Genomic DNA, 13,619 nt, shown 5'->3' on the forward strand with positions numbered 1-13,619 from the left:
ACATGAAGATAATTGAAATCTTTACCAATTCGCCCAGAACCTTTTCATTTGAATTCTTTCCGCCCAGGGACGAAATCGCTGCGGTGGATTTCGGTATCAATGTAGGGCAACTTTTGTATCTGAATCCTTCATTTGTATCGGTGACTTATGGAGCAGGCGGTTCAACACGTGAGCGTACATTTTCGCTTGTGAATTATTTGCAGAATAAAATTGGCCTGAATACAATGGCTCATTACACCTGTGTGGGTGCATCCAGGGAAAAGGTGGCTACCGACATGGAATATTTGCTTGAAATCGGAATTGAGAATGTAATGCTTCTCAGAGGCGATCCGCCAAAAGGAAATGTAAATTTCGTTCCAGAACCCAACGGATTCAGCTATGCCAACGAGCTGATTGAGTTTGTCACTCAGAAGAAATATGGGTTTTCCGTCGGTGCCGGTGCCAATCCTGAAAAACACCCTGAGGCTGCCACAATGGACAGTTACCTTAAAAACCTGAAAGAGAAATGCGGCGCAGGTGCCCATTTCCTGGTAACCCAGCTATTTTTCGATAATAATGCCTATTATGAATTCGTAAAAATGGCCCGTGCTGCAGGAATTACATGCAGAATCATACCGGGGATCATACCGCTTACCAGTTACAAACAAATCAGCCGGTTTGTCAATATGGCTTCTACATCATTCCCTGCTGAGCTTCTTGAGAAAATGGAACGTTTTAAGGATGACGATGAGAAAGCTTACCAGACGGGCATTGAGCATGCCATCAACCAGTGCGTGGATTTGCTGAACCATGATGCTCCCGGAATTCACTTTTATACACTGAATAAATCCCGTGCGGCTGTTGAAGTATTTGAATCCCTGCCTGCAGGACTTCGTCATTAAATAATTTTGCATTATCCATCGGTATTTGAACATAAATTTGTAAACTTATACCTGTTTTAACCCATTTGTTTAACCTAATTAATTAACGATGACACAGCAGAAAAATACGCAGGCCGTTGGTATGGCCTTTATGGGGATGATCTTCTTCATCTTCGGATTTGTAACGACATTTAACATTACACTGGCTGATAAGTTTAAGGCCGTATTTGATCTCAGTAATTTTGAAGCACAGCTGGTAAACGGCGCATTTTTCTTTACTTATTTTTTACTTTCGTTCGCAAGTGGCAGTATAATCAAGAAGATTGGTTATAAAACCGGTGTGATACTCGGACTGGTGCTAGTTGCAGCAGGAAGTTTTCTTTTCTTCCCGGCCGCCAAGGTACCGTCTTTCCCGTTTTTCCTTTTTGCCATTTTCATTATGGCCAGCGGTGTTGTATTCCTGCAGGTTGCTGCTAACCCCTATGTTACAGCTCTCGGACCTTCAGAAACAGCATCAGGTCGGTTAAATCTTACACAGGCTCTCAATTCAATCGCTACTACGATTGCCCCTATTATTGCCAGCGTTTTTGTTTTCAAAACCGTTGCTGAAAGCGCTCTGGATTCCGCTCTGACACCTGCACAGCAGGCTGCACAGTCGGTTCCCCTGCCCTTCCTGATTATTGGTATCCTTGTACTGATCATTGCAGTGGTTATCTTTGCACTGAAACTCCCTGTAATTCCTACTGCAGGTGAGCAGCGTAAAAGCGTATGGAAATATCCCCACGTTATTATGGGTGCATTGGGTATTTTCTTTTATGTAGGTGCTGAAGTTGGTAGTGCAGCTCTTATTCAGCGCTATGTGCAGGAAGCAGATCCCACCCTGGATATTGCCAATGCCGCAAAAATGATTGCCCTTTACTGGGGTGGCGCTATGGTAGGCCGTTTCTATGGTTCATTCATGCTTTCAAATGTTGAAAAAAGTAAAAAATACCTGTATACCGTATTTGTACTGATTCTTGCCTTTGTTGTAGGATGGTATGTACGCAGAGAAGTAACTGACGGACTGATCTTTGCTGGTATAGCTCTTGTAAATTACCTTGCCATGCAGCTTGGAAGCGGTAAAGCCAATAAGACACTTGCCGTTTTTGCCGGTATTGCAGCCATTCTTGCTGTTGCCACTATGCTTGTGCCTGCCAATATGATTCTCTGGGTAGGTTGTTCAATCGGCTTCTTCAATTCAGTGATGTTCCCGAATATCTTTGCTCTGGGTGTAGACGGTCTTGACAAAGGTGAACTCAGCATGGCTTCAGGGATCATCAATACACTGATTGTCGGCGGTGCCATTATACCCGTGTTAATGGGTGCAGTTGCTGATAACTATGGTGTGAAATTCGCATTTGTTCTCCCGATCATCTGCTACGCATACATAGCGTTCTTTGCATTGGTTGGAAGCAAGCATAAATAATACGATAATGTACAGACGCAAAATTGTGCGTCTCTGCCTATTAAAAAAGAGCCCGGTCTTAAAAGCCGGGCTCTTTAGATTTAAATAAATTTCTGAATATTATAACACTACGGTGATACCAACCTGAAATTGAACTCCTGCATTGATATCTTTACGGTTATTGTCATTGTCTTCCTTGGCTTTTGTGCTCATCGATGTATAGCCAATACCGAGTTCCAGAGCCACATTATCATTCATAAACATTGCTGCGCCGATACCTCCTCCAAAGCCGAAAATTCCGGTTTTGTCGGTAGTGGTTGTTTCGCCGTTTTTGTCTTTGTCAACCTGGCTTCCAAAACCAATGGATGCTGTAGCAAAAGGTTTAACCTTACCTGTTCCATAATAGTATTTAACAAAAGGAGCAGCTACAATCATTGTTGAGGATGACTTATAATCTGAATCATCCTGTTTAAAGGAGGAAAGACCCATATTTAGCTGAAGTCCCACAGCCAGTCCATCGATTACAAAATAACCTGCGTCAGGAGCAAGTGAAAATGAGGTACTTTTACCCCATGTGCCATCTGCATCATCTGATTTATATTTTTCAGTCATTGCACTGAAAGAAAGAGAGCTGGATCCACCGACAAGGATTTTACCGGCCTCGGTCTGTGCATTCAACGATAAAACAAAAAAGCTTAATACTAATACAATCAGGGCGTTTTTAAGATTTTTCATAATTTTGTTTAATTTGATATGGCCTACTCTAAGGTTTTCGGCATCCCCAAGGGCTGAGTTAAATTTCGGTTTTTTACGGAAACTGATGAAAAAAAGTTATAACGAACTGTTCATATCGTATGTGTCGGATGAAAAACATGTGGTTTAAGATGGTTCCAATTTGTTTCAGAGTTGTTCCAAATGGTTCCATATTGTTCCAAATTGTTCGAATACTGAAACAATCTTGGAACTACTTTGAAACCACTTTGAAACAATCCTGGAACTACTTTGAAACAAGCTGAAATCAATGCAGATTGATGCCGATCATATGCACGAATTCCTCACGGGTCCTGTTATCTTTGAGGAAACATCCTGTGAATGCCGATGTGGTAGTTATTGAATTCTGTTTTTGTACTCCACGCATAACCATGCAGAGATGTTTAGCCTCAATCACAACTGCAACGCCAAGCGGATTCAGTGTATCCTGAATGCAATCCCTTATCTGCATGGTGAGGCGTTCCTGTACCTGGAGCCTTCGGGCGAAGGCATCTACAACCCGGGCTATTTTGCTTAAACCGGTGATGTATTCATTGGGAATATAAGCTACATGTGCTTTGCCGAAAAAAGGAACAAGATGATGCTCGCATAAGGAATATAATTCAATGTCCTTTACAATTACCATTTCCTTGTAATCCTCATGAAATTTTGAAGCAGCCAGAATTTCATCAGGTTTTATATAATATCCGTGGGTGAAATACTGCATAGCCTTTGCCACCCGTTCCGGAGTGTCTAAAAGGCCTTCCCGGCAAGGATCTTCACCCAGGTTCAATAATACTTTACGGTATAAACCGGCGAGGGATTTCGTTTTTCTGCCGTTGAATTTTTCAATCTTTTCAAAACCGGTTTCTGAAATACCTTCTACAATTATCTTCTTTTCATCATCCATGGTGTAAGTATTAAAAAGTAACCGATACCAGATTTAACAGCCAAATAAAATTTAAAAAGTCTTATCTTTATTGGCTGGTGTCTAGACAAAATTAGAAACTTTTTGTTAAGCTTCCTGATAAATTGAACTGACGATGAAAATACTTCTTGTAGCATCCTCCAACAGTGAAGTTAAGCTCTTAAGGGATAAGCTCAATTTCGTATCCAGGATTTCAAACAATCTGATGAATTACAAGCTCGGCAATCTTGATATAGACGTACTTGTTACCGGTCATGGAAGTGTTTTTATGGCCTATCACCTTACAAAAACGCTGAATACCTATAGTTATGACCTGGCCATCAACATGGGCATTGCCGGTAGTTTCGACTATTTTCTCGAACTGGGTTTTGTGGTGAATGTGATCCAGGAGCAATTCGCCGACCTTGGATTCGAGGAAAAGGATTCCTTTTTCACCCTTGGCGAAAAAGAGCTTCTGAATGAAGATTCATTCCCTTTTACAGGTGAATTGCTGCGGAGTCTTGGTAATTTCGAAATAGATGTTGTGGATTCACTGATTCCTGTTAAAGGAATCACTGTTAATACTCTCCATGGCCGCCAGGAGAGCATACAGAAGGTCAAATCGAGATTTAAATGTGAAATTGAAACCATGTCGGGTGCCGCATTTTTTTATACCTGCCTGATGGAAAAGATACCTTTTCTGCAGATCCGTTCCATTTCCTATTTTATTGAAATCAGGAAAGTGGATAACTGGCATCACCCGCTGGCGCTCGGAAACTTAACAACCACTGTGCTTGAGATCCTTGAAGAACTCAGGCTGGATAAATGATTTAATTCTTTCAAAATGATTGTAATCACCGGGGCAGCCGGATTCATTGGCAGCAATATGGTTGCATATATGAACCGGCTCGGAAATACAGATATTGTCATTGTCGATGACTTCTCAAATGAGGCCAAGTCAGCTAATTTCTGCAACCTTACATTCACTGAAAAGATCCATCGCGATGATTTTTTCACCTGGCTGAATGTCCATAGAGACAACGTTGAATTTATCTTTCACCTGGGAGCAAGAACCAATACGGCCGAATTTGATGTTTCTGTTTTCGAAAAGCTTAATCTTGGCTATTCAAAACAAATATGGAATACCTGTTCATTTTATAAAATTCCCCTGATCTATGCATCTTCAGCGGCCACCTATGGGGACGGATCACTCGGATACAACGACGATCATGATATCATTTACAGGCTAAATCCTTTGAACCCTTACGGTGAATCAAAGAATGATTTCGATAAATGGGCGCTTGAGCAGAAAAGCATACCTCCTTTCTGGGCAGGATTGAAGTTTTTCAATGTATATGGTCCGAATGAATACCATAAAGGAAGGATGGCTTCGGTGATCTTTCATGCTTACAACCAGATAAGAGAAACGGGCAAAATGAGGTTATTCAGGTCACACCGTGAAGGGATACCGGATGGCGGACAAAGCCGGGATTTCGTGTATGTAAAAGATGTGGTATCAGTAATTCACTGGTTATTTATAAATCAGCCGTCATCAGGCCTGTATAACCTGGGTACGGGTAAAGCCAGGTCATTCCTTGATCTTACGAAATCAACCTTCCGTGCAATGGGCATAAAACCGGATATTGAATTCATTGATACGCCGATTGACATCCGTGATAAATACCAGTATTTCACAGAGGCCAATATGCAAAAACTCAGGAAGGCCGGATATGAAGAAACATTTTATTGTCTTGAAGACGGCGTCAGTGATTATGTAACAAACTACCTGGTACCCGGGCAGATTATCGAACAGTAAATACTTATTTAAAGAATCCAGATATTCAGTTATGAAGCGAACCTCAATATTAACTCTGTTAGCCTTACTCATAACTTTTTCTTGTACATTCTGCCAGGAAGATGACCGCGGCTATATTGTAGAAACAGGCCAGATGGCTCCCGATTTCACACTGACAACCACTGATGGCAAAGTTTTCAAACTTTCAGAACAACGTGGAAAAATTGTTATGCTGCAATTTACAGCCAGTTGGTGCGGGGTATGCAGAAAGGAAATGCCGCATATCGAAAGTGAAATCTGGCAGCCATTAAAAGCTAAGGACTTCGTGCTTGTCGGTCTTGACAGGGATGAAGCTCCTGAGGTTGTTTCGAAGTTTGCATCCACAATGAAAATTACTTATCCTCTTGCGCCGGATCCGAATGCAGATGTCTTTGGACTTTATGCCCTCAAGGAAGCCGGAGTCACACGAAATGTAATTATCGACCGTGAAGGTAAGATAGTTTTTCTTACAAGACTCTATGAAGAAAAGGAGTTTAATAACATGAAGGAGGTTATATTTAAACTGGTTAACCCATAACCGGTTATTCCATGGCTTTAAGCTCGGCTATCAGTTTTTGAAGAACATCTTTTGCATTGCCGAAGAGCATACGGGTTTTATCGTTGAAGAAAAGATTATTCTCGATCGCTGCATAACCTTTACCCATTCCGCGCTTTACAACAATTATATTTTTAGCTTCATGGGCGCGGATGATAGGCATTCCGTATATCGGACTCGACGGATCATCCATTGCGGCAGGATTCACCACATCATTTGCCCCGATCACAAGCACCACATCCACATTGGGCATATCGGGGTTAATCTGGTCCATTTCAATGAGCTTCTCATAGGGAACATTGGCTTCTGCCAGCAGCACATTCATATGCCCGGGCATACGGCCTGCCACAGGGTGAATGGCGTACAGTACACTCACATCCCGGTCGGTAAGCAAATGATCCAGTTCGCTGCACAAGTGCTGAGCCTGTGCCGCGGCCAGTCCGTATCCGGGTATAATTACCACTTTCTGACTGAACCGCAGCAAAACGGCTGTATCGCTATAGGATATTTCTTTTATGGCGCCCTGAACCTGATGTGAAGAACCGGTAACATTCGCGCCGAAGGCGCCTACTATTACATTCAGAAGAGACCGGTTCATAGCCTTGCACATGATAATTGTTAGAATTGTACCCGTGGCGCCAACCAGGATACCTCCCAGGATCATTGCCTGGTTCGAATAGATAAAACCTGCCATGGCAACGGCAATGCCAGTAAATGAATTCAGAAGGGATATCACAACAGGCATGTCAGCTCCGCCAATGGGCATTACTAAAAATACGCCGTAAATGAGTGATATGGCAAATAACGAATAAACAAGGGTATTTCTGGCCTGATCTGCAGGTTGAGCAATGACGACATAAAAGATCACTAAAACAATCAGCAATACAATGAACAGGTTTATATACTTCATCATCCTGTTATACCAGTCACTGATCTTTCCATCCAGTTTTCCGTATGCAATCAGGCTTCCGATAAACGAGATATTTCCCACTACCATACCCAGAACCGTAACCAAAATTCTCGTATTGGAAGGATCACTGTATTCAGTCAGCGCAATAATGCTCGAAGCAGCGCCGCCCGTGGCATTAAACAAGGATACCATTTGAGGCATTGAAGTCATTTTGACCCTCCTGGCAATTACCGAACCGATTACAGTGGAGGCCGCGATGATTACTAAAACAAGGATTGCGTTGGCCACTGGTATTGTATGTCCGCTGCCGTCCTTATGAAACAGGAGGGTTGTAATGATCGCGAAAATCATGCCCGATGCAGCCCACAGGTTCCCCTTTCTGGCAGATGAAGGCTTGCTGAGCATTTTTAATCCGATAATAAAAAGTATTGAAGCTACAAGATAGCTTAAATCAAGTATGGCAATTTTGTAATCGATTTCGGTTCCGGCCATTTATTGGTTATTTTGCTTTTTCTGTGTTTTCCTTTTAAACATTTCAAGCATCCTGTCAGTGACAACAAAACCTCCGGCTACATTTAACGTGGCCAGGAACACTGCAGCGATACCCATAACGGCCTTAAAAGAAAGGGGCGATAAGGGTGCATGTCCGAGCAACATTATACCTCCAATGATGATGATCCCATGGATTGCATTTGCCCCAGACATTAATGGAGTATGAAGAACCGACGGAACATTGGAAATCACTTCAATTCCGAGGAAAATAGACAGAACAACAATAAATATTTCCTGTCGGAACGTATAGATGAATTCAAAGAATTGTTGCATGAGTCGAAGGTTCGTTATTTATTCTTTAAAAGCAGCAATCATTTTTTCATTCACAATTTTGCCTTCATGGGTCAGGCAGGTATATTTAACAATTTCATCATTCCAGTCGGGTGCCGGGTTGCCTTCTGTATCAATCAGAAGTCGCGCAAAATTTGTAAGATTAGTACTGAACATGCGGCTTGCATCCATTGAAATCCAGGATGGATAATTTACCTTTCCAATAATAACAACCTCATTATGCGTAATAATAGAGTTATTAACAGTTAATGCGCAGTTGCCTCCGTTAGGTGCAGACAGGTCCACTATTACAGAACCCGGCAACATCGATTCAACAGTTTCTTCAGTTATCAGAACCGGGGCTTTCTTGCCTGGAACCTGCGCTGTGCATATTATAACATCAGCTTTTATCGCATAGTTATGGATCATTTTGCTCTGGAGTTTACGGTATTCCTCCTGCTGCTCAACAGCGTAACCACCAGCTTCTCTTTTTTCCACAGCGCCCGGAACCTCAATAAACCTTCCTCCGAGGCTCTGAACCTCCTCTTTCACCGCCGATCTTACGTCAAATACATCTACCACTGCGCCAAGTCTTCGTGAGGTGGCAAGTGCCTGTAGACCTGCAACGCCGGCACCAAGGATTAAAACCCTTGCCGGTTTTATTGTTCCTGAAGCTGTCATAAACATCGGGAAGAACCTCGGAAGGTGCATGGCGGCATCGAGAACAGCCTTATAACCTGAAACAGTGGCCATACTTGAAAGCACATCCATGGATTGGGCAATTGTTGTCCGGGGGAGCAAATCAAGACTGAACGATGTGGTTTTATATGTGATAAGCTTATCAAGTAAAGGCAGATTACCAAGGATGTTAAGGTGCCCGACAAGAATTTTACCATTTCCCCAGATATCAAATTCACCGGGTAATATTCCGTGCACAGATAAGATGCAGTCTGAAGATGCAAGAACCTCTGACCGGGTTGCAATTTTCACTCCGGCCTTTACATAATCATTATCAAACATGCATGCTTCTTCACCTGCGCCAGACTCCATGTAGATTTGCGTTTTCATTGCCAGCAGGCTTTTTGCTGTTTCGGGACTAACTGCCACTCTTCGCTCCGGTGCCTTTTCTTTAAGAAATCCTATTATCATGGCTGAAACCAATATTTTTTTGAACTGAAGCTGTTGTTGATTGTTGTTCAATTCTATAAGCTAGTGACTAAACAAAAACTGTATCAAAATGTTCGTAATTTTGGAATACAGGAAATCTTGAATCAAACAAATACTGGGTTTATCTCATGGATCAATTTTCTTTTTTGGGGAATAGTGAAATAGAAACTATTGACCAGCTTTATAACCAATATCTGAATAATCCCGAATCTCTGGACAGCAGTTGGAGGACTTTTTTTGCCGGTTTTGATTTCGCCAGGAAGTTTCAGACCGGATCAGAAGGAGGCAATGAACAGTTAGATAAAGAATTCAGAGTTCTAAGCCTGATTGACAGTTACAGGAAAAGAGGACACCTTTTTACAAAAACCAACCCGGTTCGAACCCGGAGGAAATATTATCCCACACTCGACCTTGAAAATTACAACCTGGGTGAAGCGGATCTGAACACTACGTTTCATGCAGGAACTGAAATCGGCCTGGGAAACACCACACTTAAAAACATTGTCGATCACCTTCAGCAGACATATTGCCAATCGGTAGGAGCGGAATATATGTTTATCCGCGACCAGGAAAAAACCGAATGGCTTCAAAACAGGCTGGAATCAGGCAAGAATATGACTGATTTCGATGAACCGGATAAGAAGCGGATTTATGATCTTCTCAAAAAGGCAGTAGGATTCGAAAGTTTTATCCATAAGAGGTTTGTAGGTCAGAAACGGTTTTCACTCGAAGGAACCGAAACTCTTATCCCGGCTTTGCATTATTTGATCGAAAAGGGATCCTCCCTTGGAATCGAGGCGTTTTTCTTCAGTATGGCTCACCGTGGCAGGTTGAACGTTCTTGCCAATGTGATTCAGAAGCCGTATGAATATATTTTCCAGGAATTTATCGGTGAGGAATATGATGAGCAAATTGCACTCGGGGATGTGAAATATCACCTGGGCTATTGCAACAAGATAACCCTGCCGAACGGCAAACAGGTAAGTCTTAACCTTGTTCCCAATCCTTCTCATCTTGAAAGCGCTTCTCCTGTAATTCAGGGTGTCACACGGGCACATATCGATCAGAAATACCATGGCGATTATTCAAAGGCGGCGCCGGTGATTATTCATGGTGATGCTGCCATAGCCGGCCAGGGCGTGGTATATGAAGTCATTCAGATGTCTGAGCTTCCGGGTTATAAAACGGGCGGTACTGTTCATATTGTGATAAACAACCAGGTAGGGTTTACAACCAACTACCTTGATGCACGGTCAAGCACTTATTGCACCGATATTGCCAAAGTAATCAAAGTACCGATATTCCATGTAAACGGCGATGATGCCGAAGCCCTTGTACATACGATTCTCATGGCCATGGACTTCAGGCATAAATTTTCCTCGGATGTATTTATCGACATTCTTTCATATCGCAAATACGGGCACAGTGAAAGTGATGAACCGCGGTATACCCAGCCTACGCTTTACAAGGCAATAGCCGTGCATCCGAATCCCCGTGATATTTATGCACAGGAAATCCTTTCCAAAGAAATATACACGGAAGAAGAAATTAAAAAACAACAACAGGAATTTGATGCTTACCTCGATGAAAAATTCAATCTTTCAAAGGGGTTGGGCAAAGTACATATTCAGAGGTTCCTTAATGAAGAGTGGAAAGGATTTAAACACGCCAAAAGGGTTGATTTTGAAAAGCGGCAATCGAATGAAATTACGATTGACCTGCTGAAATTCCTGGGGGATAAAATAACTTACCTGCCTTCCAACGAAAAATTCATCGACAAAACGATCAAGCTTAACGAGGACCGAAAAAAGATGATAACCGACAATAAGCTTGACTGGGCTATGAGTGAGCTTCTGGCCTACGGAACCTTACTTTACGAAGGTCACCCGGTAAGGGTCTCAGGCCAGGATTCGGTAAGAGGAACATTCGCACAGCGCCATGCAGCCCATGTGATTGAGGAAACTGACAGCATTTTTGTTCCGCTCAAGCATGTGGCACCCGGACAGGCGTCTTTCTCTATTTATAACTCCCCGCTTAATGAATATGGTGTTCTCGGTTTTGAATACGGGTATGCCATGGCTTCACCAAAAGGACTTACCATCTGGGAAGCCCAGTATGGCGATTTTGCCAATGTGGCACAGGTGATAGTGGATCAGTATATCAGTTCTGCAGAAGAAAAGTGGGGACTGATGAACGGTATAGTATTGTTCCTGCCGCATGGATATGAGGGACAAGGACCGGAACATTCAAGTGCCAGGATTGAAAGGTATTTGATGCTGGCCGCCAATAACAACATGCAGGTTGTGAACCCTACAACGCCTGCCAATTTCTTTCACCTGCTCAGGCAGAGTATAAACAGAAACTTCAGGGTTCCGCTTATCGTTTTCACACCGAAGAGCCTGTTGAGGCATCCGTTGTGTACTTCATCACTGGATGAGCTTGCTTCCGGAACATTCCAGGAAGTAATTGACGATGATGATGTGGACATACAGGAAGTAAGGCGTCTTGTTTTCTGTTCAGGAAAAATTTACTACGATCTGCTTGCCAGGAAGAAGGAATTTAACGCACGCGACGTAGCCATTGTGCGTATAGAGCAGCTTCACCCCTTTCCGAATGCCCAGGTTGAAAAGATTACAAATAAATATCCCAACGTGATGCTTACGCTTTGGGTACAGGAAGAACCCGGAAACATGGGACCCTGGAGGCATATCCATCATGAATTCAGGGGCGAAATTATCCCCGTATACCGTCAGCCGAGCGGAAGTCCGGCAGTGGGGCTCCTGAGGCTTCACCAGGTAAGCCAGGAAGAAATTATCGGCAAGGTATTCCGTAAATGTGAATGTGACCTTAACCGCAAGTATTGCGGATTGCAGTGTTCAAGCGGAAGTTTGCGGCAACAGATCCTGAAACAGTACAGTTATTTCGCTGAAAAAATTTAATATATGATTCTCGAAATTAAAATACCGGCAGCAGGTGAATCGGTTACCGAAGCTGCAATCGGAAACTGGCTTGCTGAAGACGGAAGCTTTGTTGAAAAGGACCAGGAAATAGCCGAAGTGGAAACTGATAAGGCAACCCTTCCGCTTATTGCGCCCACTTCGGGTTTGCTGAAAATTGTAGCTGAAACAGGCAAAAAAGTAAAGGTGGGCGACCTGGCATGCACAATTGATACAGAAGGGAAAGGCAAGTCAACCACTAAAGCGGCATCGGCTGAAGAACATAAAACGATTACAACCACTCCGTCGGCAGCGGCAGCAACATCGGAAGAACATATGACACATGAACCGACAGAGCCGATCCCATCAGGAGATTCGGAATCTAAAGCTCATTCGACTCCGCCCACGGTGACAAAAGAAAACCCTTCGACTCAAAAAAACCAAGATCAGGACGCTGACAAATCTGCGACGTTGTCAGGTCTTGACCAGCCGTTGAAGGTAACACCATTGGCACAGCGAATCATGGAAGAGAATGATCTTGACCTGGAAGATGTGATCAATGGTTTGAAGAAAATCACAAGGCACGAGGTGGAACAGGTGCTTCAACAAAAAAATACGCAGAACATGCAGGCAGGTGGCAGCGAAAAGACTGCTGCCGCTCAGACACCTGAACGAACTCCCATGTCGCCCCTCAGGAGAAAACTGAGCAAAAGGCTTGTAGCCGTTAAAAATGAAACAGCCATGCTCACCACTTTCAATGAAGTGGACATGAGCAGCCTCATGAATTTACGAAAGAAACATCAGGATACTTTTAAGGAAAAATTCGGTCAGAAGCCAGGATTGGTATCTTTTTTTGCCATGGCCTGCAGCAAAGCATTACAAGAATTTCCGAGAGTCAACTCGTATATTGACGGTGATGATATCGTAACACCGCACCAGGTTGATATAGCCATTGCCGTTCAGACGGATAAAGGTCTGATGGTTCCCGTGATCAGGAATACAGCTTCGATGAATATTTCGCAGCTTGAACTGGCCATTACGGAAATGGCAAATAAAGCCAGGGCTGCCAAACTATCGATTGATGAAATGACAGGCGGAACATTTACAATTACAAACGGGGGTGTTTTTGGCTCCATGCTTTCCACACCTATTTTGAATCCGCCACAATCGGCCATCCTGGGTATGCATAACATCGTCGACCGTCCTGTTGCCATCAACGGGAAAGTTGAAATACGACCTATCATGTACGTTGCCCTGTCATATGATCACCGGCTCATTGACGGAAGGGATTCCGTGAGCTTCCTTGTGAAAGTGAAACAGTTGATTGAATCACCGGTCACCATGTTGTTGCAAGGACGGGATCCCGAGAAAATGCTCCTGGGTTTATAGAAACCGTTGAAGAATTAAGCCATTCACTTTGAACAAAAAGTAGT

Annotated in this window: 12 protein-coding genes; 7 read left to right on the top strand and 5 right to left on the bottom strand. The window is 43.2% G+C overall.

From position 1 onward, the window contains the following. Positions 1–2: 2 nt before the first annotated feature. Positions 3–881: a methylenetetrahydrofolate reductase [NAD(P)H] gene (gene metF / locus VK179_03050; protein ID HLO57689.1), complete on the top strand. Its 879-nt coding sequence runs from the start codon at positions 3–5 to the stop codon at positions 879–881. An 88-nt stretch (positions 882–969) separates the two neighbouring features. After that, positions 970–2,325, top strand: a complete 1,356-nt coding sequence (locus tag VK179_03055) for a sugar MFS transporter (protein HLO57690.1) — start codon at positions 970–972, stop codon at positions 2,323–2,325. A 99-nt stretch (positions 2,326–2,424) separates the two neighbouring features. Here VK179_03055 and VK179_03060 read toward each other — a convergent pair whose 3' ends face one another. Next, positions 2,425–3,039: an outer membrane beta-barrel protein gene (locus VK179_03060; protein HLO57691.1), complete on the bottom strand. Its 615-nt coding sequence runs from the start codon at positions 3,037–3,039 to the stop codon at positions 2,425–2,427. 283 nt (positions 3,040–3,322) lie between these two features. After that, a complete protein-coding gene (gene folE, locus VK179_03065) occupies positions 3,323–3,964 on the bottom strand; it encodes a GTP cyclohydrolase I FolE (GenBank protein HLO57692.1) in 642 nt (213 codons plus the stop codon). A 133-nt stretch (positions 3,965–4,097) separates the two neighbouring features. Here folE and VK179_03070 point away from each other — a divergent pair, with 133 nt between their 5' ends. The 3 genes from VK179_03070 to VK179_03080 are packed head-to-tail and all read left to right on the top strand — an operon-like array spanning position 4,098 to position 6,333. Continuing rightward, positions 4,098–4,790 (top strand): hypothetical protein, encoded by a 693-nt coding sequence (locus VK179_03070; GenBank protein HLO57693.1) that lies wholly within the window; start codon positions 4,098–4,100, stop codon positions 4,788–4,790. A 15-nt stretch (positions 4,791–4,805) separates the two neighbouring features. After that, positions 4,806–5,777: an ADP-glyceromanno-heptose 6-epimerase gene (gene rfaD, locus VK179_03075; GenBank protein ID HLO57694.1), complete on the top strand. Its 972-nt coding sequence runs from the start codon at positions 4,806–4,808 to the stop codon at positions 5,775–5,777. Positions 5,778–5,808: 31 nt separating this feature from the next. After that, the gene (locus VK179_03080) at positions 5,809–6,333 is read left to right on the top strand and encodes a TlpA disulfide reductase family protein (protein ID HLO57695.1); all 525 of its coding nucleotides are present in this window, start codon (positions 5,809–5,811) and stop codon (positions 6,331–6,333) included. A gap of 4 nt (positions 6,334–6,337) precedes the next feature. Here VK179_03080 and VK179_03085 read toward each other — a convergent pair whose 3' ends face one another. The 3 genes from VK179_03085 to VK179_03095 are packed head-to-tail and all read right to left on the bottom strand — an operon-like array spanning position 6,338 to position 9,232. Next, on the bottom strand, positions 6,338–7,753 hold the full coding sequence (locus VK179_03085; GenBank protein HLO57696.1) for an NAD(P)(+) transhydrogenase (Re/Si-specific) subunit beta: 1,416 nt from the start codon (positions 7,751–7,753) through the stop codon (positions 6,338–6,340). Then, positions 7,754–8,086, bottom strand: a complete 333-nt coding sequence (locus VK179_03090) for an NAD(P) transhydrogenase subunit alpha (GenBank protein ID HLO57697.1) — start codon at positions 8,084–8,086, stop codon at positions 7,754–7,756. Between the two features lie 18 nt (positions 8,087–8,104). Beyond that, a complete protein-coding gene (locus VK179_03095) occupies positions 8,105–9,232 on the bottom strand; it encodes an NAD(P) transhydrogenase subunit alpha (protein HLO57698.1) in 1,128 nt (375 codons plus the stop codon). Between the two features lie 146 nt (positions 9,233–9,378). On the opposite strand from VK179_03095, the gene VK179_03100 reads away from it, so the two are divergent. After that, positions 9,379–12,189 carry a 2-oxoglutarate dehydrogenase E1 component gene (locus tag VK179_03100; protein ID HLO57699.1) on the top strand — a complete coding sequence of 937 codons (2,811 nt, stop codon included), beginning with the start codon at positions 9,379–9,381 and terminating at the stop codon, positions 12,187–12,189. A gap of 3 nt (positions 12,190–12,192) precedes the next feature. After that, positions 12,193–13,575 (top strand): 2-oxoglutarate dehydrogenase complex dihydrolipoyllysine-residue succinyltransferase, encoded by a 1,383-nt coding sequence (gene odhB / locus VK179_03105; GenBank protein HLO57700.1) that lies wholly within the window; start codon positions 12,193–12,195, stop codon positions 13,573–13,575. Positions 13,576–13,619 lie beyond the last annotated feature (44 nt).

Source organism: Bacteroidales bacterium, assembly GCA_035299085.1.
GTDB lineage: Bacteria > Bacteroidota > Bacteroidia > Bacteroidales > UBA10428 > UBA5072.

Bases quoted from the DNA above. Each gene is read 5' to 3' on its own strand.
- VK179_03090 (HLO57697.1), bottom strand. From the start codon at position 8,086: ATGCAACAATTCTTTGAATTCATCTATACGTTCCGACAGGAAATATTT.
- odhB (HLO57700.1), top strand. From the start codon at position 12,193: ATGATTCTCGAAATTAAAATACCGGCAGCAGGTGAATCGGTTACCGAA.
- metF (HLO57689.1), top strand. From the start codon at position 3: ATGAAGATAATTGAAATCTTTACCAATTCGCCCAGAACCTTTTCATTT.
- VK179_03060 (HLO57691.1), bottom strand. From the start codon at position 3,039: ATGAAAAATCTTAAAAACGCCCTGATTGTATTAGTATTAAGCTTTTTT.
- VK179_03055 (HLO57690.1), top strand. From the start codon at position 970: ATGACACAGCAGAAAAATACGCAGGCCGTTGGTATGGCCTTTATGGGG.
- rfaD (HLO57694.1), top strand. From the start codon at position 4,806: ATGATTGTAATCACCGGGGCAGCCGGATTCATTGGCAGCAATATGGTT.
- VK179_03070 (HLO57693.1), top strand. From the start codon at position 4,098: ATGAAAATACTTCTTGTAGCATCCTCCAACAGTGAAGTTAAGCTCTTA.
- folE (HLO57692.1), bottom strand. From the start codon at position 3,964: ATGGATGATGAAAAGAAGATAATTGTAGAAGGTATTTCAGAAACCGGT.
- VK179_03080 (HLO57695.1), top strand. From the start codon at position 5,809: ATGAAGCGAACCTCAATATTAACTCTGTTAGCCTTACTCATAACTTTT.
- VK179_03085 (HLO57696.1), bottom strand. From the start codon at position 7,753: ATGGCCGGAACCGAAATCGATTACAAAATTGCCATACTTGATTTAAGC.
- VK179_03095 (HLO57698.1), bottom strand. From the start codon at position 9,232: ATGATAATAGGATTTCTTAAAGAAAAGGCACCGGAGCGAAGAGTGGCA.
- VK179_03100 (HLO57699.1), top strand. From the start codon at position 9,379: ATGGATCAATTTTCTTTTTTGGGGAATAGTGAAATAGAAACTATTGAC.